The sequence below is a fragment of the Janthinobacterium sp. genome (genome assembly GCF_009923995.1).
In the GTDB taxonomy this organism is placed as follows: domain Bacteria; phylum Pseudomonadota; class Gammaproteobacteria; order Burkholderiales; family Burkholderiaceae_D; genus Janthinobacterium.
This window is the reverse complement of sequence record NZ_RFSK01000011.1, coordinates 116,448-135,347: the sequence shown is the minus strand read 5'-3', so window position 1 is coordinate 135,347 and position 18,900 is coordinate 116,448. Positions and strand designations below refer to the sequence as shown.

Below are 18,900 nucleotides of genomic sequence, written 5' to 3'. Positions count from 1 at the left end.
GCCATCTTGCAAGATGGCTTATTCCGGGGTCAGTTCCTGCGGAATCGGAATACGGCCCATTGGGCCGTATTCCCCCGCCGGGTCTGACCCCGGCCTTCACGTTTTACAGCTTCAGGCGCGCGCGCGCCGCCTCATATTCGGCCTTCAGGCGTGCCACCATCTCTTCCACGCTCGGCACGTCATCCATCAAGCCCACGCCCTGGCCCGCACCCCAGATGTCGCGCCAGGCCTTGGCGCTGCCCGAGCCGAAATTCATCGAACTCTTGTCTGCTTCGGGCAAGGCTTCCGGATCGAGTCCGGCCGCGACGATCGATTTCTTCAGATAATTACCGTGCACGCCAGTAAACAGGTTGGTGTAGACGATGTCCGAGGCCGCGGATTCCACGATGGCGTCGCGGTAGCCGTCACTGACGTTCGATTCCTTGGTCGCCAGCCAGCGCGAGCCGATATAGGCGAAGTCCGCGCCCATGGCTTGCGCGGCCAGCACGGCGTCGCCCGTGGCGATGGAGCCGGACAGCGCCAGCGGACCGTCAAAGAATTTGCGCACTTCGCCCACCAGCGCGAACGGCGACAGGGTACCGGCATGGCCGCCGGCGCCCGTGGCAACCAGGATCAGGCCATCGACGCCCGCTTCCAGCGCCTTTTTCGCGTGGCGGATCGAAATCACGTCATGCAGCACGATGCCGCCATAGCTGTGGATGGCGTCGAGCATTTCCCTCGGCGGCGCGCGCAGCGAGGAAATAATGATGGGAATCTGGTGTTTCACGCACACGGCCACGTCGTGCGCCAGGCGGTCGTTCGACTGATGCACGATCTGGTTGACGGCGATCGGCCCCACTTTTTTATCCGGATTGGCGGCCTGGAAGGCGGCCAGTTCGGCCTGCAGCTCCGTGAGCCAGGTGTCGAGCAGTTCGGCGGGACGCGCGTTCAGGGCGGGAAAGGATCCGACGATGCCGGCCTTGCACTGCGCCGCGACGAGGGCCGGGCCGCTGGCGATGAACATCGGCGACGCGATAACGGGTAAGGAGAGGTTTTGCAACGCAACAGGCAATGCCATGGCGGACTCGCTGGAAAGTTGATCGGACGTAAAAAACACTGAACGTTGATTATAGTGCAGAAAAAGTACGATCGTGCTGAATTTAATCCGACGCGGTGTCAACCTTCGTTAAGCAAGTACTCACCCTCAACACGCGCGGCTGTCGCTCTTATCAACTGGGAAATGGCCCACTCAGCCAGCGCGGCCGCTTCCTGGCGCAGGAAGCGCCGGTTGGCCTCTTCGAAGATGGGCATGCCGCGCAACAGGGTCGGCACCTCGGCGACGGCGATACGCTGGCGTTCCAGCAGCAGGAACTTCAGCAGCACTTTTACCGCATTCTGCGCATTGCGCACGGGGTCGGACGACAGGTAATCGAGGCGTGAATAGGCGCGCTGCAGGGCGCCGGCGGCATCTTCGAATGGCCGCCCATGGCCGGGAATCACCACCCGTACGTCGAGGCTGGCGATCAGGTCCAGGGTGGCGCGCGCTTCCAGAAAGCCAGAGCCGCCATCGAGTTCGGGGAAGATCACCCCGAAGCCGTTTTCCCACAGGGCGTCGGCGGAAATGAGGATGCCTTCCTCGGCGCAGTAAAAAATCAGCGAGTGCGGATCGTGGCCCGGTGCGCCCAGCGCCTGCCAGGCCATGTCGCCCAGCGTCAACGTGTCGCCAGGCGAGACGGTGGCGTCGAAGCCGAAACGCGGGCATTGCTGGCCCGTCGCCTGGAAGCTGAGCGCGTCCACGTCCCAGACGCGCACCTTCTGCGCTTCCGAGACGGGAATGGCCGTGCTGCAGCCGTATTCCGCCTGCAGCAGCGCGTTGCCGCCGCAATGGTCCGAATGCAGATGGGTGTTGAAGAGGCGGTCCAGCGGACGGCCTGCCAGGCTGTGACGCAGCAGGGCCAGGGTTTGCGGCGCGTGCGTGACATAACCGCTGTCGATCAGCGCCGTGTCGTCCCGGCCCTGAAACAGGATGTTATTCGACGACAGCCAGCCGCGCTCAAATACCTGGAGCGAGTCGGGGAACAGCGCTGGCGATCGCGGCATGGGCTTCCTCAGTAATCGGGCTCGAAATCGAGCAGCGATTCGCGGCCCGGCAATTCGGCCCATACGGCACGCTTGAAGTCGTCGTCGGCCTTGCTCCAGGCGATGATCTCGTCGAGCGTGCGCAAGCAGCCTTCGCACAAGCCGCTGTTGCGGTTCATCTTGCACAGACTGACGCACGGCGACGGTACCGGCGACGGCAAGGGAAGTGGAACAGCAGGCGAGGTATCGACCATCATGGAGCGGCAACAGTGACTGTACAGGCATGCATTATGCCGCGAAACGATGCCGGCGCGTCGATCGCATCGCCCGGCAATGTTTCTTTAGCTATATTTTTTAGCGAAAAACATGACGAAAAAGCATCTGCCGCAAATTTATTTTAGGCCGCGCTTTCACTCTGCGGGTACCCCTCCTACAGGCTGGCCAGGCCAATTCCTGCTTGACTTGGGATGTTTCAGAACTATACTACCATCCATGTAGATGGCAATTGGATGCCACGTGGAGTTTCTGGAGACTTATGGCCAAGCAAGACAACAAGCCCAAAATTGGGGAATCAGAAAAAATCACGATCAATCTGGGCTTGATCGACCTGGGGCAGATCGATCTGCTGGTCCAGGAAGGATTTTATTCCAACCGCACGGATCTGATCCGTACGGCCATACGCAACCAACTCAATACGCACGCCGACGTGGTGAAACAGACCGTCGCCCGTAAAAGCCTGGTATTGGGCATGCAGCATTATTCGCGCGCCGACCTGGAAGCGATCCAGGCAGCCGGCCAGCGCCTGCAGATCCAGGTACTGGGACTGGCCAGCATCGCCAGCGACGTCTCCGTGGAACTGGCACTGGCCACCATCGAGTCGATCTTCGTATTAGGTGCCCTGCACGCCAGCACCGTCGTCAAGACGGCGCTCGCAGGGCGAATTCACTAGCGTATCGGTTCGCGGCAATGACCCAGCCGATGCGCGGCACCGTTAAGGATGGTCATGAAACTAGCTCAAGACATGTTGGCGCACATGCGCGCCGCAACCCGTAATCTGATGGGCAGCGGTCCTGCCGCCGCCACCGAAGCCATTCAGCAGGCACTCTCCGCCGCCGGCCTGACGCCGCCAACCGCGGCCACGCAACCGCCGCCACCCATGCGCGACATTAATCCACCGCCAGCGCCGGCAGCGGGAGCGCAGCCGCAGCCTGCCGCCGCGCCAGAAACGCCCGCTACGCCACCCACGCCGGCGCAGGCGGCGCAGGAATTTGCGCAGGATTTCATGGCGCGCCTGGGCGTGCCGGCCGGCCTGGGCCAGCACAGCTTCGACATGCCCAGCTTCGAACTGCCGAACTTCCACCCGCCCGGCTTCAATACGCCGGCCGCCACGCCGGTGGACATACCGGCCGGTGCGCAGTTCATCGATGGCGTGTACCGTAACCATGCGGGCACGCGCGCGTACAAGCTGTATATCCCCAGCAGCTACCATGGCCAGGCCATGCCGCTGGTCGTCATGCTGCACGGCTGCACGCAAAACCCGGACGATTTCGCTGCCGGCACGCAGATGAATGCGCTGGCCGAAGAAAAAGAGTGTTTTGTCGTCTACCCGGCGCAGACGCAGGGTGCCAACAGCTCGCGCTGCTGGAACTGGTTCAATGCCCTCGACCAGCAGCGCGACCAGGGAGAGCCGTCGCTGATCGCCGGCATCGCCCAGCAAGTCATCGACGAATACCCGGTCAATGAACGCGAAGTGTTCGTCGCCGGCCTGTCGGCGGGCGGCGCCATGGCCGTCATCGTCGGCACCCTGTACCCGGAACTGTTTGCCGCCGTGGGCGTGCATTCGGGCTTGCCCTTCGCCTCGGCGCAGGACTTGCCGTCGGCGCTGGCGGCCATGAAGGGCGGCGCCATGCCCAATCCGAAGCGCCAGGCGCCTGCCGGCGGCGTGCCCATCATCGTCTTCCATGGCGACCGCGACACCACCGTCAACCTGCGCAATGGCGATGAACTGATCGCCCAGGGCGTGCGCAGCCAGGCGGGCGGCAAGGCCGCCAGGGCCGATTCCGTCGATGGCAGCGTGCCGAATGGCCACCGCTACACGCGCACCACGCACAGCCAGGCGGATGGCTCGCCCCTGGGGGAATACTGGGTCATCCACGGCGCCGGCCACGCCTGGTCCGGCGGCAGCGACAGCGGCAGTTATACCGACGGCAAGGGACCGGACGCCAGCCGCGAGATGCTGCGCTTCTTCAAGACCGTCAGCTGAGCACTTTTTGCACGTGAGGCGCGCTTGGCGTCACCGGATGCATCCACGGCAGCGACACGGGCGGCAAGGGGCCGGACGCCAGCCGCCGGCTGCCACATGGCTGCGCTGCTTCAAGACCGTCAGCTGATGTTTTCGGCGAAGGGCGCGATCTGCCGCTGCTTGGCGGCGATCTCGCACACGCCATCGGCGTAGCGGTTGGAGATGGCGATGAACTGGTCCTGGATCTCCAGGAACGCGTCGACGATCTCGGCGTCGAAATGCGTGCCCCGTCCTTCGCTGATGATCTGCACGGCCTGCGCATGGTCCATGCCCTGTTTGTAGATGCGACGGCTGATCAGGGCATCGTACACGTCAGCCAGCGCCATCAGGCGTGCCGAGATCGGAATGGCCTCGCCGGCCAGCCCCTGCGGGTAGCCGCTGCCATCCCATTTTTCATGGTGGCTGTAGGCGATCTCCTTGGCATACTTCAAAAAATCGACTTCGATGCCCAGTTCATGCTCGGCCGCCAGGATGGCGTCGCGTCCCAGGGTCGTATGCGTCTTCATGATGGCCATTTCATGCGGCTCGAAGCGACCCGGCTTGAGCAGGATATGGTCGGGGATGCCCACCTTGCCGATGTCGTGCAGGGGTGCCGTCTTGAACAGCAGTTCGATATTCTTGTCCGTCAAAAAATCGCGGAAGCGCGGCAGGTGCCGCACCTTCTCCGCCAGCGCCTTCAGGTAATGCGAGGTGCGGCGGATATGGTTGCCCGTCTCGCTGTCGCGCGTTTCGGCCAGCGAGGCCATGGCGTGAATGGTGACGTCCTGCAGCGCCTTGACTTCCTGTACCCGGCGCTCCACCTCCGTTTCCAGGTACTGGTTCTGGTCACGCAAGAAATCCTGCATCTGCTTCATCGCCAGCTGCGTCTTGATGCGCGCCAGCACGATGGGCGCGGAAATCGGCTTGGTGATGTAATCGACGGCGCCCAGGGCCAGGCCCAGCTGCTCGTCGGCCACTTCGCTCATGGCCGTGACGAAGATCACGGGAATGCCGGCCGTGGCAGGACTGGCCTTGAGCGCGCGGCACACGTCGTAACCGCTCATGCCCGGCATCATGATGTCGAGCAGGATCAGGTCGGGCTGGTCGCTGCCGGCGGCGATCTTCAGGGCGCGTTCGCCATTGACGGCGATCTTGGTGCGGTACTCGCCTTCCAGCACGGCGCGCAGCAGGTCGATATTGTCTGGCGTGTCGTCGACCACCAGGATGGTTGGCTTGCTTGCCGGCGCTCTCATGCCCGTCCTTCGCTCTGCATAATTATCCTTGTCACAGTGTCAGCTCCAGCGCCTCGGCCACCTCGCCCAGCTGCGCCAGCGCACCTTCGAAATCGTATTGTCCCAGCATGCGCTTCAGCTGACGCGCATGTTCGGCCTGTCCGGCCGCCACCAGCACGGGACCGATGCCGTCGAGGTGCTTGACGGCCTGCGCATCGTCCTGCAGCAGCAGCTGCGACAGCTCGCGCAAGCCGGCCTCCAGGTGCGCCCGGTCCACCGGCGCCGCGTGCGCCGCCGCGCTGCCCGCCTCGGTCACACTGCCGCGCGACTGCATGGCCAGCACGATCTTCGGCACCAGCTCGTCGAGCGCCAGGGTGCAGGCGGCCAGCGCCTGCGGCAAGCCGTCGTGCGAACCCAGGCTGAGCAAATGCTCGACCCGCGCGGCGCTGTCGGCCAGACCACCGGCACCGATATTGCCAGCCAGGCCTTTCAGCGTATGCGCTTCGCGGATGGCCGTTTCCAGCTGGTTGTTCTCGATGGCGGCAACGATGCGCTGCATGGCGTCGAACTGGGTTTCCACAAAACGCTCCAGCAATTTTCGCATCAAAGCGGCATTGCCGCCCACGCGGCGCATGGCCTCGGCCATTTTCAGGCCGGCGATCACGGGCAGCTCCGCTTCCGGCTGCGCCACCACCTCCGCCATGTCCTGCGGCATGGCCGGTGCTATCCAGCGCGCCAGGGTGCCGAACAGCTGGGCCACGTCGATCGGCTTGGCGATGAAATCGTTCATCCCCGCGTCCAGGCATTTCTCCTTGTCGCCCACCATGGCATTAGCCGTCATGGCGATCACTGGCAGGCTGGAATAACGCGGATCCTGGCGCAGCTTGCGCGTCGCCTGGTAGCCATCCATCACCGGCATCTGGCAGTCCATCAACACGCCGTCATAGGCATTTTCCTCGATCTTGGCCAGCGCGATGGCGCCATTGCCCGCGATATCGACGCGGATGCCGGCATCGTTGAGAATATGCTGCGCCACTTCCTGGTTCACCTCATTGTCCTCCACCAGCAGCAGCCACGCACCGCGCAGGGCACGCTCATCGTCGCGGTAGCTGCTCTGGCGCTGTGTCTTGCGGCTCTGCCCCGTCACGCCGCCAAATACGAACGAAATCTGGTCCAGCAGGGTCGAGGCGCTGACCGGCTTGTTCAAGACGCCGTCGAGCGGCAAGTCGCGCTGGCGTGCCGCTTCCAGCAGCGCTTCGCGATGGAAGGCCGTGACCATGATGCAGGCGGGCGGCGCATCGATGCCGGCCGCATCGGCGCGAATGCCGGCCAGGGTATCGAGGCCGTTCATGCCCGGCATTTTCCAGTCCATCAGCACCAGCCCGAACGGCCGCCCCTCGGCACGCGCCTGCGCCACGGCCCCGATGGCCAGCACGCCGCCATACACGGCGCGCGCCTCGAAGCCCAGTGCCGTCAGCATGCTGACGAAGATTTCACGCGCGCTGGGGTTGTCGTCCACCACCAACACGCGCAAGCCCTTGAATTGCTGCTGCTGTCGCTGCAGCAGCTGCGGCAGACTGTCGCGCGGCACGGCGGCCAGGCCGAAGCGGGCCGTAAAGAAGAAGGTACTGCCCACGCCCGCTTCGCTCACGAGGTCGATCTCGCCTTCCATCATTTCCACCAGACGCTTGCTGATGGTCAGCCCCAGGCCCGTGCCGCCATGGTGGCGCGTGGTGGAGGTGTCGGCCTGGGTAAAGGCCTGGAACAACTTGCTGCGCTGGGCCGGCGTCAGGCCGATGCCCGTGTCGCGCACATCCACGCGCAGCACCGCCGCGTGCTGCTCCATCTGCTGCAAACGGATGCTGACGACGATCTCGCCCTTGTCCGTAAACTTGATGGCATTGTTGGTGAGATTGATCAGTACCTGGCCCAGGCGCAGCGGATCGCCCTGCAGTGCGTTGGGCACGTCGGGCGCGACGTCAAACAGCAATTCGAGGCCCTTGTCCTGGGCCCGCATCACGGACAGGTCGGCGATCTGCGCCAGCACGTCTTCGAGGAAGAAATCGACCTTTTCGAAGGCCATCTTGCCCGCCTCGATCTTCGAAAAATCGAGGATATCGTCGATGATGGCCAGCAGGTTCTTCGATGCCGACTCCACCTTCTCCAGGTAGTTGCGCTGGGTTGGCGTCAGCTCCGTCTGCAGCGCCAGATGGGTCATGCCGATGATGCCGTTCATCGGCGTGCGGATCTCATGCGACATATTGGCGAGGAAGTCGGACTTCATCTTGGTCGCATCCTCGGCCACTTCGACGGCATGGCGCAGGTCCTGCTCGACGGCCAGGCTGGTACTCATGTTCTTGAGCGCCTGCAGCAATTCGCCCGTCTCGTCGCGCGACGTCACTTCGATGGCGGAACTGAAGTCGCCGTTGGCCACGCGCGTGGCGATCGACACCGCCTCGCCCAAGGGCCGCGTGATCGAACGTGCCGACCAGGCAAAGGCCAGGCCAATCAGCAAGGCAGCCAGGCCGATGCCGCCCATCAGCAGCAGCGAGGTATCGATATCGTTGCGTATCCTGGCCGCGCTGTCGCGGATCTGCTGCTGCTGCAAGTCATCGAGCTGGCCCACGTACAGCAGCACCTTTTCCAGCACGGGCAAGGTCACCGTCTGCATGGCCTGCTCTGCCGCGGCATCGTCGCCTCGCTCGACCAGCGCGAACAGCGCCTTGAGCGAAACATAATAGCCGGCGCGCGCATGATGCATCTGTTCCAGCAGGCGCCGCTCGTCGGGCCGCGCATTGATCCCGTCGAGAATGCGCACCTGTTCGTCGATGCCCTGCTTGATCGCCTCCAGACGCGCCTGGTTGGCCTGACGCAGCGCCAGCTTGTGCTGGCTGGGCAGGCTGGCGATACGCGTGGCCGCCTCGCGTGCCAGGCCATGGATCTTGCTGGTCGCCTTGGCCGCGACCCAGTCGCGCTGCAGAATATTGTCCGTCTCGGCGCGGATCGCGTAAATGCGGCTGCCAGCGAGCACGATGACAACCAGCATCAACACGATCAGGATGGCGTAGCCCGCATTGATGCGCACGCCGATCCGGATATCCCTGAAACGCATGACAGTTTCCTATCAGAAATTCTTAAAAACGGCAGTCTGACCGGATTCCCCTACAAAACGCAAGGTCTTTTGCAAAGGAATTGCCTGCCAAAGCGCCTATTTGGCCGCTGTTGGGGCTTTTTCAGGGGATGCCATGGTGGCGATATGGGCTTGCAGGCAGGTGGGACACCAGCAAGCCACGGTAGTGCTACCGGGTACGGGGACGGCCGGCGGCAAGGCCGCGCACCAGCACGGGGTGGTGGCGTCCGGGTCAAGCTGGCCACACTGGAAGGTGGCGCCGCACAGGCTGCACTGGCTCATGGCTGTGTTTGAATTGGCAAGTGTGTGTCATGCTGCGCCGGGATGCGACGCAGATGTAACGGGCAGTAAAAGGGCTGGCTGGGGGACATATCGGGCCAGACTATAGGATCATCAGGGAAAATACAACAAGATCGCCCTATAATGCCTCCAGGATTTTCTTCTTCCCTGTAAAATCTCACAAATCTATTTTCCGGACTCGCCATGAATCAACTAGCTAACTTGAACCTGGACATGAATGACGACTTGACGGCGGTGTCGCCGCAAATCAAGGCGCAGATTCTGGCCGAGGCCCTGCCATACATTCGCAATTTCCACGGCAAGACCATCGTCATCAAATACGGTGGCAATGCCATGACGGACGAACGCCTGAAGCATGGCTTCGCGCGCGACGTCATCCTGCTCAAGCTGGTCGGCATGAACCCCGTCGTGGTGCACGGCGGCGGCCCGCAAATCGACAACGCGCTGAAAAAAATCGGCAAGCAAGGCACTTTCGTGCAAGGCATGCGCATCACCGATGAAGAAACCATGGAAGTGGTGGAGTGGGTGCTGGGCGGTGAAGTGCAGCAGGATATCGTCATGCTGATCAACCATTACGGCGGCCAGGCAGTCGGCCTGACGGGCAAGGATGGCGGCTTGATCCGCGCGCGCAAGATGCAGATGCCGGACCGCGAACATCCGGGCGAATTCCTCGACATCGGCTTCGTCGGCGAGATCGACGCGATCAACCCTGCCGTCGTCAAGGCGCTGCAGGACGACGCCTTCATTCCCATCATCTCGCCAATCGGTTTCGGCCAGGATGGCCAGGCCTACAATATCAACGCCGACGTGGTGGCGGGCAAGATCGCGGAAATCCTGAAGGCGGAAAAGCTGATCATGATGACCAACATCGCCGGCGTCCAGGACAAGCAGGGCAACCTGGTGACCGACCTGTCGGCACGCGAAATCGACGAGATGTTCGCCGATGGCACGATCTCGGGCGGCATGCTGCCGAAGATCTCCTCCGCGCTCGACGCCGCCAAGTCCGGCGTGAACACGGTGCACATCATCGATGGCCGCATCGAACACTCATTATTGCTGGAAGTGTTGACCGAGCAGGCTTTTGGTACTATGATCCGTTCGCACTAAAAAAATCGCAACGCATCACAGCGAGTAGTTTGGCGGCGCAGATCACCTGGCGCCGCTTTTAATTTGCCCTTGTAGCTCAGTGGTAGAGCACTCCCTTGGTAAGGGAGAGGCCACGTGTTCGATCCACGTCAAGGGCACCATCGATTTATCCCCGTATCTGAAAAATGTCCATGGCCGCGTTGTCTCGCCTCGCCGTACATGCGTACTGTCTTCGGCTCGACGCCTTGCCCTGAACACTTTTCTTCTACTCTGCCGTCGTCTCCCCATAGAAAAAATGTCCATGGCGGCGTTGTCCTTCCTCGCCGTACTTGCGTACTGTCTTCGTCAGTCCGCCTTGCCCTGAACATTTTTCCATCTGCTCAGCCGCGTGTTTTACGCGGCTGAGCTACCGTCATCCCTTCTGCAGTTCAATAAAGCCGCTCGACCTTCAAGCCCTTCTGACGCAATAAATCCGGCACGCTTTTCGCCCCGACCAGATGCAGTACACCAATGGCGGCCAGGCTGGACTGCTCGCGCGCCAGCAGGCGGGCGATGCCATCGGCCAGGGCCGGGTTGCGGCCATCTAACAACACCTTTTGCACGAACTGCGCGGCGAACGAGGGGTCTGTCGCCGCCTTCGCCGCCAGCTTGTCGAAGGCGGCCGCGTCGGCGTTACGCCACGCATCGGCGATTTCGCGCGCTTCCTGGCTTTGCTCCTGGTCTTCGATCGAGGCCACGCCGTCCTCCAGGAAGCGGCACTGGTCAGCCGGCGACATGGCGCCGAACAGCGCCATTTGGCCCTCCATCGATTCAAGTTCCACCACGGGGATCTTGTGCGCCTTGGCCTGCTGCGACAGATAATTATCGACCGCCAGGTCGGAGCGGTAGCCGAGGGTGGAAAATTCGCCGATAGCCAGCACACTGGCCAGCATCCACGGCTTCATCGGCACCACCGCTTCGGGCGCGATGCCGTATTTTTGCAACAGCGGCGCCAGGCGCGGCGCCAGGGTCTGGCGGCAATCTGACGGTACCTTGCTGCCCGGTGCCTCCATGCCGTATTTCAGCACGGCGCGCATGGCCGTGCGCGGATCGGCGCCCGGATCGATCTCCAGCGCCAGCGCCCCGGCACCCTGCAAGGCCCGCGTCACCGTCGGTTCGAGCGGATAAAAATCGGGTGCACCAACATGGATGGTGCCGAACAAATACAGGGTGTGGCTGGCATCCTGCACCTTGAACAGGGCACCCCGGTTTTGCGTCACGGGCGGTGCTTCGGCGCGGGCTGCCTGCAAGGGCAGCAAGAATAATCCGCAAAACATCACTATAATCTGGCGTCGCATGGTTTTCCTGATTGTTGAATTTTTCATCTTATCTCGCTAGCAAAGACTCCTGTGCCTGTGTCCCATCTTAACCGCTCGTCGCCGGTCTGGCTGTTTGACCTCGACAACACGCTGCACAATGCCTCGCACGCCATCTTTCCCACCATCACGGCCAATATGAACACCTATATTGCCCGCGTGCTGGGCGACGGCGTGACGCCGGCCGACGACGCCATCGTCAACGCGGCGCGCGCAGCCTACTGGCGTCGCTATGGCGCCACCTTGCTGGGCATGGTCAAGCACCACCAGGTGCAGGCCGCGCATTTCCTGCACGAGACGCATGCGTTCGACGATTTGCGCGCCATGATACGCGCCGAGCGGGGACTGGGGTCTTTACTCAAGCGCCTGCCTGGCCGTAAAATTTTACTCACCAATGCGCCGCTGCGCTATTCGAGCGACGTGATGCGCCACCTGGGCCTGCGCCAGCATTTTTCACACCACATCGCCATCGAAGCGATGCAGGTGCACCGCCAGCTGCGGCCTAAGCCTTCGACCCTGATGCTGCGCAAACTGATGCGCAAGCACCAGATCCGGCCCAGCCGCTGCATTCTGGTGGAAGACACCCTGGCCAACCTGAAGGGCGCGAAAAGACTGGGCTTGCGCACGGCCTGGGTCACGCAATATTTGAAAATGGCCGATCCCATCGGCGTGGCAAAGCTGCCCAAGGCGTTAAATCGCCCCGCTTACGTCGATGTCAAAGTAAAATCTGTCCGGCATTTGGCACGCCGCCTTCACCGCCTGCGTTGAAGGGGAACTCCTTGGCCTCCGGTTGACATCGGAAGCCGCACCGCTAGCGGCGGTTTTGGCACTCCCCATCAAGGCAGCATTTTTTTTAACGACAAGAGAAAATATGGCAAGCACACCGCCGGGCCAACGCAGGCTACAAATTCTTCAGGCCCTCGCCGCAATGCTGGAGCAGCCGAAAGGCGAAAAGATCACCACGGCCGCACTGGCCGCCAGACTGGCCGTCTCGGAAGCGGCCCTGTACCGCCATTTCGCCAGCAAGGCGCAAATGTTCGAGGGACTGATCGAATTCATCGAGTCGAGCGTCTTCGGCCTGATCAATCAGATCGCGGAAAAGCACAGCGACGGCATGACGCAGACGCGCGACATCATCGGCATGCTGCTCAACTTCGCCATCAGCAATCCGGGCATGACGCGCGTGCTGATCGGCGATGCGCTGGTCAATGAGGACGAGCGCCTGCAAGTGCGCATGAACCAGTTCTACGACCGCGTGGAACTGGCGCTCAAGCAGGCCTTGCGCGTGGCGGCCACGGAAGGCCATGGCAAGGAAAGCGAAGTGGCGGCGCGCGCCACCCTGATCGTCAGCTTCGTCATCGGACGCTGGCACCGCTACGCCAAGAGCGGCTTCAAGATCAATCCCTCCCAGGAAGCGGCGCTGCAAATCGCCATGCTGCTGGGATAAAGCACCGCCGTCGCTGTCCCCATGCCTACCGACTGTTTCGCCCTGCTCGACGACGCCAGCACGCCCGGCGCCGGCTCGCGCCTGTACACGGGCCTGGCGACGGTCTTGCAGTGCACCGGGGGGGAGTCGTGGCCAGCCTTGCTGGAAGGGCTGCAAGGCGCCCTGGAACGCGGCCAGTACGCCGTCAGCGTGTGCAGCTACGAACTGGGGGCGCACCTGCTGGCCATGCCGCCGCGCGGCGCTACGGCCGACGCGCCGCCACTGGCGCAGGTGCTCGTCTTCGAGCAGTGCACCCACCTGTCGCAGAACGCCGTGGCGCAGTGGCTGGAGGAGCACGCGCCAGTGACCGCCACGCCGGCCGGCGTGGCCGCTATCCGCGCGAATGTCGACCTGGCCGCATTTACGCGCGCCCTCAACCGCATCCACGACTACATCGTGGCCGGCGACACTTACCAGGTCAACTATACGTACCGCCTGCGCTTCGACGCCTTCGGCTCGCCCCTTGCCCTGTATGCGCGGCTGCGCGCGCGCCAGCCCGTGCCCTACGGCGCGCTGGTGATGCTGCCCGATGGCGGCGCCCTGCTGTCGCTGTCGCCCGAATTGTTCGTGCGCCATGCGCAGGGCGAACTGACGGCGCGCCCCATGAAGGGCACGGCGCCAGCCGCCCCTGCAGAACAGGTGGAAGAAAACGCGCGCCGCGCCAGCGCCCTGGCACAGGACCCCAAAAACCGCGCGGAAAACCTGATGATCGTCGACCTGCTGCGCAACGACATCGGCCGCATCGCCGTGACGGGCTCCGTCAAGGTGCCGGCACTGTTCCAGGTGACGCGCTACAGCAGCGTACTGCAGATGACGTCTACCGTGCAGGCGCGTCTGCGCGATGACGCCAGCCTGGCGGACATCTTCCAGGCCCTGTACCCGTGCGGCTCGATCACGGGCGCGCCGAAACGGCGCACCATGGAAATCATCGCCGAACTGGAGCCGGCGCCACGCGGCATCTACACGGGCGCCATCGGCTGGTTCGATCCGCCGGCCGCCGGCCCTGCCCACCCAGTGGGCGACTTCTGCATGTCCGTGCCGATTCGCACCCTGGCCTTGCAAGCGACAGGGGCGAACGGCGTGCGGCGCGGCGAAATGGGCGTGGGCGCCGGCATCGTCCTGGACAGCGATCCGCCCGATGAATTCGCGGAATGCCAGCTCAAGGCGCGCTTCCTCACAGGCTTGAGCAACGACTTCGAGCTGTTCGAAACCCTGCACGCCAGCCGTGCCGATGGCTGCCGCCAGCAGGAACGCCACCTGGCGCGCCTGGCCGCGTCCAGCGCCTACTTCGGCTTTCGCTGGGATGACAAGGCCGCCCGCGCCGCCCTGCAGGCCGCATGCGCGGCGCGTCCCGACGACGTCCCTTTCCGCCTGCGCCTGGCGCTGCGCCAGGACGGCCAGTTCAGCGTGCAAAGCGGCGCCCTGACCGCCTTGCCGGACACCGTGAAAGTCATGCTGGCGGAAGACGCCACCACGGCGGACGACCTGTTCCTGCGCCACAAGAGCAGCGTGCGCACGCGCTACGATGCGGCCTGGCGCGCCGCCGAAGCGCAGGGTGCCTTCGACATGCTGTTCTTTAACGAACGGGGCGAATTGACGGAAGGCGGGCGCAGCAACGTCTTCGTCCGGCTGGACGGCCGCTGGCATACGCCGCCCCTGTCCTGCGGCCTGCTGCCCGGCGTGCAGCGCGCCGTCATGCTGGCCGATCCCGCCTGGAACGCACAGGAAACCATCATCACGCGCGCCATGCTGGCGCGGGCAGAATCCATCGTCGTGTGCAATGCGCTGCGCGGCGCATTGCCGGCACATCTTATCGCCAGCACCTGAAACCATTCAGGGCAAGGTACAGTGTCGACGGCAGTGCAGCCGCACGACGAGACACTGCAACGCCGCCATGGACTGTTTCAACCGCTAGAGATCCACCTGCATTTCATAGCCGCCATAAATCATCCGCTTGCCATCGAACGGCAGCTTGGCAGGGTCCATCATGTCAGCCAGGCGGGGATCCTTCATGACCTTGTCGTTGACTTCATCGCGCTTGGCGCGCGATTCGTACACGATCCAGGAGAACACCACGACTTCGCCGTCCTGCAGGTCTACCGCCTGCGGAAACGAGGTCAGCTTGCCCGGCTTGACATCGTCGCCCACGCATTCGCGAAACTCCAGCGCGCCATATTCGCGCCAGACGGCGCCGCAGCTGCGCGACATGGCCAGATAGGCATCGAGCTTGGCTTTCGGCACGGGCACCACAAATCCATCCACATACGCCATGATGTTCTCCTTGATGGTTGTTTTGACAAATTTTGACAAACGCGAACCACCAGCTTAGGACAAGCATGGCAAGACGACAAGCGCGGCTTTAAAAAAAGCAGGCCCGCAAGCCTGCTTCTTCCTTACATCGCCAGCGCTTTTTCCACCGCGCCCACGAGTTTCTTGTCATCCGGCGTCACCTTGCTGGGGAAGCTTTCCACGACCTTGCCGTGGCGGTCGATCAGGTATTTATGGAAATTCCAGGCCGGCGTCTTGCCCGTCTCCTTGATCAGGTTCACGTACAGCGGGTTCGGCGTAGGGCCGGACACCACCGATTTGGCGAACATGGGAAACTTCACGCCATAGGTGTTGTAGCAAAAATCGGCGATTTCCTTGCTGTTACCCGGCTCCTGCTTGCCGAAATCGTTGGACGGGAAACCCAGCACTACCAGGCCCTTGCTGCCGTACTTGGCGTACAGTGCTTCCAACCCTTCGTACTGATTGGTAAAACCGCAATAACTGGCCGTGTTGACCACCAGTACGACCTTGCCAGCGTACTGGCACAGGTTTTGCGGCGCTTCGTCCTGCAGGCGGTTGAAGGTCTGCTTGAGGATGGCGGGACAGGCTGCCGGCGCGGCGCTGGCAGTGGCATCGGCAGCATGGGCCGGCACGACGGCCAGGCTGGCACTGGCGGCAAGGGTGGTCAGCGCGAACAGCTGGACAAGGGTCTTGGACATGAAGGGCACCATGGTCGAAAAGAAAAAAACCATTTTATGCCAAACACCATAAGTGCGTATGAGAGCAACAACAACGGTAAGGACTTGAGCGACATCAAGGCTAGTGCAGTACTTGCCCAGCGCACAGTTTTTTTACCTATGCTCGTCCTTCCTGCCCATGTCCTGTGGAGTTGCCATGCCCTTCCCGCACCTGACCGCATTCCCCGCCGCCTTGCTGGCCGCCAGCCTGCTGATCCTGGCACCGGCCGGCGCCCATGCCGCCACGGCCGTCAAGGCCGCCGCCACCAAAGATGCTCCCGCCCTGCCCGGCTACCTGGCCGACTTGCGCCAGACCACCGTTTCCGGCCTGTCATCGGGCGGTTTCATGGCGGCGCAGTTCGCCGTCGCCTATTCGGCCACCGTCGCCGGCGCCGGCATCATCGCGGGCGGGCCGTATTTCTGCTCGGGCCAGCCGGGCCGTTTTCCCTACATTCCGTATCTGACGAATGCCCTGACGACCTGCATGAACCCGGGCGAGTCGCAGGTGGCGCCGCCCGTGGCCAGCGAATTGCTGCGTGCGGCGAACGATTTCGCACGTGCCAGCCTGATCGACGATACGGCCAACCTGAAACGCCAGCGCGTGTATCTGTTCAGCGGGACGAAAGACCGCACCGTGACGCGACCGGTGGTGGAACAGGTGAGCCAGTTCTATCAGCTGGCGGGCACGCCGGCGGCGCAGATCCGCTTCGTCGAGAATGTCGGCGCAGGCCACGCCATCCTGACGGACAGCAACGCCGACAAGCCATGCGCCGTGACGGAGTCGCCATTCATCAACGATTGCGACTACGTACAGGCGCGCGATATCCTGCAACACCTGTATCCGGATCTGCAGCCGTCGTCCGGCACCCTGACGGGCAAGGTGATCGCCTTCAACCAGCGCAGCTTCATCCAGAACTCCTACTCCAGCATGAACAATACGGGCTACGCCTACATCCCGAAAGCCTGCGACAGCGAGAGCTGTCGCGTGCACGTGGTGTTCCACGGCTGCCTGCAAACGACGCAGGCCATCGGCGACCGCTTCTACACTCGCACCGGCTACAACCAGGTGGCCGATGCCAACAAGATCATCGTACTGTATCCGCAGGCCGAGCCGAGCCCCATCTATCCCTACAACCCGAAAGGCTGCTGGGATTTCTGGGGCTACACCAGCGTCAACCCCATCGACCCGGATTTTTACCGCAAGAGCGGCACACAGATGGAAGCGGTCAAGGGCATGCTGGACAGGTTAGGATCGGCTCGCAACAGCCGTCGATAACAGACGTCACGGATGCTTGAGGAAATCGTAGCGAGCGGCAACGAGGCTCGGCGCCCCCATCTGGCTAAGAAGCGCAGCTGTACTGAGTACGGGGCCGCCGAGGCAGCGCGCATCGCAGGCGGGAAAGCGCGCCGCGCAGTAGATTTAATCAAGCATCCTAGATACCGCCCATGCAGATGTACTTGATGACCAGGTAGTCCTCGATACCGTAGGTCGACCCTTCGCGGCCCAGGCCAGACTGCTTGACGCCGCCGAAGGGCGCGATCTCGTTCGAGATCAGGCCCGTGTTGACGCCGACCATGCCCGTTTCCAGGCCTTCGGCCACGCGCCAGATGCGGCCGATGTCGCGCGAATAGAAATAGGCGGCCAGGCCGAATTCGGTGTTGTTGGCCAGGGCGATCACTTCATCGTCGGTCTTGAAGCGGAACAGCGGCGCCAGCGGGCCGAAGGTTTCTTCGGTGGCCACGCGCATGTCGTTCGTCACGTCGGCGATGATGGTCGGCTCGAAGAAGCCGTTGCCCAGCGCATGGCGCTTGCCGCCGGCCAGCAGGCGGCCGCCCTTGCCCAGCGCGTCGGCCACGTGCTCTTCCACCTTGGCGACGGCCTTGTCGTCGATCAGCGGGCCTTGCGTGACGCCCGCCTCGATGCCATTGCCGACCTTCAGCTTGGCCACGGCCGCCACCAGTTTTTCGGCGAACGCTTCATACACGCTGTCCTGCACGTACAGGCGGTTGGCGCACACGCAGGTTTGGCCCGCGTTGCGGTATTTCGAGGCGATGGCGCCTTCCACTGCCGCATCCAGATCGGCGTCGTCAAAGACGATGAACGGCGCATTGCCGCCCAGTTCCAGCGACAGCTTCTTGATCGTCGGCGCGCACTGTTCGGCCAGCAGACGGCCCACCTGGGTCGAGCCCGTAAAGGTCAGCTTGCGCACGATGGGGTTCGACGTCATTTCGCCGCCGATGTCCTTCGGCGCACCCGTGACGATGCTGAACACGCCGGCAGGCACGCCCGCGCGCTCGGCCAGCACGGCCAGCGCCAGCGCGGAAAACGGCGTCGCTTCGGCAGGTTTCAGGACCATCGGGCAGCCGGCGGCCAGGGCCGGGCCTACCTTGCGCGTGATCATCGCGGCCGGGAAATTCCACGGCGTGATGGCGGCGCACACGCCGATCGGTTCCTTGGTGATGACGAGGCGGCGGTCCGGCCATGGCGACTGCAGGGTGTCGCCCGAGACGCGCTTGCCTTCCTCGGCAAACCACTCGATGAACGAGGCGCCGAACTGCACTTCGCCCTTCGCTTCCGGCAGGGGCTTGCCCTGCTCGGTGGTCATGATCAGCGCCAGGTCGTCGGCGTTTTCCAGGATCAGGTCGTGCCAGCGGCGCAGCACGGAAGCGCGCTCCTTGGCCGTCTTCTTGCGCCAGGCGGGCCAGGCCGCATTGGCCGCTTCGATGGCGCGGCGCGTCTCGGTCGCGCCCATCAGGGGCACCGTGCCGATATGCTCGCCCGTGGCGGGATTGCTCACATTAATCGTCTGGCCACCGTCGGCATCGACCCAGGCTCCATTCAGGTAAGCCTGGTGACGCAACAAGGTAGGATCTTTCAACTGCAGCATATGGATCTCCGGTCTGGTTTGAATTATCGACGGGAGATACTATGCCACAGCGCGGCCGATTCCGCAGGCGCACGGCCGA

17 protein-coding genes and 1 tRNA gene are annotated in these 18,900 nt (G+C 63.1%); 8 read left to right on the top strand and 10 right to left on the bottom strand.

The window, feature by feature from the left end; all coding sequences use genetic code 11:
- Nucleotides 1–103: 103 nt before the first annotated feature.
- From EBS11_RS08495 to EBS11_RS08485, 3 genes are all read right to left on the bottom strand, one after another.
- On the bottom strand, nt 104–1,057 hold the full coding sequence (locus tag EBS11_RS08495) for a nitronate monooxygenase family protein (protein ID WP_290602012.1): 954 nt from the start codon (nt 1,055–1,057) through the stop codon (nt 104–106).
- 98 nt (nt 1,058–1,155) lie between these two features.
- On the bottom strand, nt 1,156–2,079 hold the full coding sequence (locus EBS11_RS08490) for an MBL fold metallo-hydrolase (protein ID WP_290602011.1): 924 nt from the start codon (nt 2,077–2,079) through the stop codon (nt 1,156–1,158).
- Nucleotides 2,080–2,087: 8 nt separating this feature from the next.
- On the bottom strand, nt 2,088–2,312 hold the full coding sequence (locus EBS11_RS08485; protein ID WP_290602015.1) for a DUF1289 domain-containing protein: 225 nt from the start codon (nt 2,310–2,312) through the stop codon (nt 2,088–2,090).
- Nucleotides 2,313–2,593: 281 nt separating this feature from the next.
- On the opposite strand from EBS11_RS08485, the gene EBS11_RS08480 reads away from it, so the two are divergent.
- Together EBS11_RS08480 and EBS11_RS08475 are read left to right on the top strand one after the other, a co-directional pair.
- Complete coding sequence (locus EBS11_RS08480; protein ID WP_290602010.1) at nt 2,594–3,007, top strand: CopG family transcriptional regulator; 414 nt, start codon at nt 2,594–2,596, stop codon at nt 3,005–3,007.
- 54 nt (nt 3,008–3,061) lie between these two features.
- Entirely contained in the window at nt 3,062–4,321 is a 1,260-nt protein-coding gene (locus EBS11_RS08475; RefSeq protein ID WP_290602009.1) for a PHB depolymerase family esterase, read from the top strand.
- Between the two features lie 119 nt (nt 4,322–4,440).
- Here the strand turns inward: EBS11_RS08475 and EBS11_RS08470 are convergent, their stop codons facing one another.
- From EBS11_RS08470 to EBS11_RS08460, 3 genes are all read right to left on the bottom strand, one after another.
- Nucleotides 4,441–5,592, bottom strand: coding sequence for a two-component system response regulator (locus EBS11_RS08470; RefSeq protein ID WP_290602008.1), 1,152 nt, complete (start codon nt 5,590–5,592; stop codon nt 4,441–4,443).
- A 31-nt stretch (nt 5,593–5,623) separates the two neighbouring features.
- A complete protein-coding gene (locus EBS11_RS08465) occupies nt 5,624–8,683 on the bottom strand; it encodes a response regulator (protein ID WP_290602007.1) in 3,060 nt (1,019 codons plus the stop codon).
- 96 nt (nt 8,684–8,779) lie between these two features.
- Nucleotides 8,780–8,983 carry a cysteine-rich CWC family protein gene (locus EBS11_RS08460; RefSeq protein WP_290602006.1) on the bottom strand — a complete coding sequence of 68 codons (204 nt, stop codon included), beginning with the start codon at nt 8,981–8,983 and terminating at the stop codon, nt 8,780–8,782.
- A 231-nt stretch (nt 8,984–9,214) separates the two neighbouring features.
- On the opposite strand from EBS11_RS08460, the gene argB reads away from it, so the two are divergent.
- Nucleotides 9,215–10,108, top strand: coding sequence for an acetylglutamate kinase (gene argB, locus EBS11_RS08455; RefSeq protein WP_010393729.1), 894 nt, complete (start codon nt 9,215–9,217; stop codon nt 10,106–10,108).
- Nucleotides 10,109–10,173: 65 nt separating this feature from the next.
- A tRNA-Thr gene (locus EBS11_RS08450) sits at nt 10,174–10,248 on the top strand.
- A gap of 267 nt (nt 10,249–10,515) precedes the next feature.
- Here EBS11_RS08450 and EBS11_RS08445 read toward each other — a convergent pair.
- A complete protein-coding gene (locus EBS11_RS08445) occupies nt 10,516–11,385 on the bottom strand; it encodes a TraB/GumN family protein (RefSeq protein WP_290602005.1) in 870 nt (289 codons plus the stop codon).
- A gap of 90 nt (nt 11,386–11,475) precedes the next feature.
- Between EBS11_RS08445 and EBS11_RS08440 the strand changes: the two genes are divergently transcribed.
- The 3 genes from EBS11_RS08440 to pabB all read left to right on the top strand — a co-directional run bounded on the left by EBS11_RS08440 (nt 11,476) and on the right by pabB (nt 14,755).
- Entirely contained in the window at nt 11,476–12,210 is a 735-nt protein-coding gene (locus tag EBS11_RS08440; protein ID WP_290602004.1) for a pyrimidine 5'-nucleotidase, read from the top strand.
- A gap of 103 nt (nt 12,211–12,313) precedes the next feature.
- On the top strand, nt 12,314–12,889 hold the full coding sequence (slmA, locus tag EBS11_RS08435; RefSeq protein WP_076564812.1) for a nucleoid occlusion factor SlmA: 576 nt from the start codon (nt 12,314–12,316) through the stop codon (nt 12,887–12,889).
- 21 nt (nt 12,890–12,910) lie between these two features.
- Entirely contained in the window at nt 12,911–14,755 is a 1,845-nt protein-coding gene (pabB, locus tag EBS11_RS08430) for an aminodeoxychorismate synthase component I (protein WP_290602003.1), read from the top strand.
- 84 nt (nt 14,756–14,839) lie between these two features.
- On the opposite strand, the gene EBS11_RS08425 is transcribed toward pabB, so the two are convergent.
- Nucleotides 14,840–15,199, bottom strand: a complete 360-nt coding sequence (locus EBS11_RS08425; protein WP_290602002.1) for a DUF1428 domain-containing protein — start codon at nt 15,197–15,199, stop codon at nt 14,840–14,842.
- A 122-nt stretch (nt 15,200–15,321) separates the two neighbouring features.
- The gene (locus EBS11_RS08420) at nt 15,322–15,915 is read right to left on the bottom strand and encodes a glutathione peroxidase (RefSeq protein ID WP_290602000.1); all 594 of its coding nucleotides are present in this window, start codon (nt 15,913–15,915) and stop codon (nt 15,322–15,324) included.
- A gap of 175 nt (nt 15,916–16,090) precedes the next feature.
- Here EBS11_RS08420 and EBS11_RS08415 point away from each other — a divergent pair, with 175 nt between their 5' ends.
- A complete protein-coding gene (locus tag EBS11_RS08415) occupies nt 16,091–17,209 on the top strand; it encodes a poly(3-hydroxybutyrate) depolymerase (RefSeq protein ID WP_290601998.1) in 1,119 nt (372 codons plus the stop codon).
- A 157-nt stretch (nt 17,210–17,366) separates the two neighbouring features.
- Here EBS11_RS08415 and gabD read toward each other — a convergent pair whose 3' ends face one another.
- The gene (gene gabD, locus EBS11_RS08410) at nt 17,367–18,821 is read right to left on the bottom strand and encodes an NADP-dependent succinate-semialdehyde dehydrogenase (RefSeq protein WP_290601996.1); all 1,455 of its coding nucleotides are present in this window, start codon (nt 18,819–18,821) and stop codon (nt 17,367–17,369) included.
- Nucleotides 18,822–18,900 lie beyond the last annotated feature (79 nt).

Excerpts from the sequence above, each read along its gene's own strand:
- EBS11_RS08495 (WP_290602012.1), bottom strand. The coding sequence starts at position 1,057 with ATGGCATTGCCTGTTGCGTTGCAAAACCTCTCCTTACCCGTTATCGCG.
- EBS11_RS08490 (WP_290602011.1), bottom strand. The coding sequence starts at position 2,079 with ATGCCGCGATCGCCAGCGCTGTTCCCCGACTCGCTCCAGGTATTTGAG.
- EBS11_RS08485 (WP_290602015.1), bottom strand. The coding sequence starts at position 2,312 with ATGGTCGATACCTCGCCTGCTGTTCCACTTCCCTTGCCGTCGCCGGTA.
- EBS11_RS08480 (WP_290602010.1), top strand. The coding sequence starts at position 2,594 with ATGGCCAAGCAAGACAACAAGCCCAAAATTGGGGAATCAGAAAAAATC.
- EBS11_RS08475 (WP_290602009.1), top strand. The coding sequence starts at position 3,062 with ATGAAACTAGCTCAAGACATGTTGGCGCACATGCGCGCCGCAACCCGT.
- EBS11_RS08470 (WP_290602008.1), bottom strand. The coding sequence starts at position 5,592 with ATGAGAGCGCCGGCAAGCAAGCCAACCATCCTGGTGGTCGACGACACG.
- EBS11_RS08465 (WP_290602007.1), bottom strand. The coding sequence starts at position 8,683 with ATGCGTTTCAGGGATATCCGGATCGGCGTGCGCATCAATGCGGGCTAC.
- EBS11_RS08460 (WP_290602006.1), bottom strand. The coding sequence starts at position 8,983 with ATGAGCCAGTGCAGCCTGTGCGGCGCCACCTTCCAGTGTGGCCAGCTT.
- argB (WP_010393729.1), top strand. The coding sequence starts at position 9,215 with ATGAATGACGACTTGACGGCGGTGTCGCCGCAAATCAAGGCGCAGATT.
- slmA (WP_076564812.1), top strand. The coding sequence starts at position 12,314 with ATGGCAAGCACACCGCCGGGCCAACGCAGGCTACAAATTCTTCAGGCC.
- pabB (WP_290602003.1), top strand. The coding sequence starts at position 12,911 with ATGCCTACCGACTGTTTCGCCCTGCTCGACGACGCCAGCACGCCCGGC.
- EBS11_RS08425 (WP_290602002.1), bottom strand. The coding sequence starts at position 15,199 with ATGGCGTATGTGGATGGATTTGTGGTGCCCGTGCCGAAAGCCAAGCTC.
- EBS11_RS08420 (WP_290602000.1), bottom strand. The coding sequence starts at position 15,915 with ATGTCCAAGACCCTTGTCCAGCTGTTCGCGCTGACCACCCTTGCCGCC.
- EBS11_RS08415 (WP_290601998.1), top strand. The coding sequence starts at position 16,091 with ATGCCCTTCCCGCACCTGACCGCATTCCCCGCCGCCTTGCTGGCCGCC.
- gabD (WP_290601996.1), bottom strand. The coding sequence starts at position 18,821 with ATGCTGCAGTTGAAAGATCCTACCTTGTTGCGTCACCAGGCTTACCTG.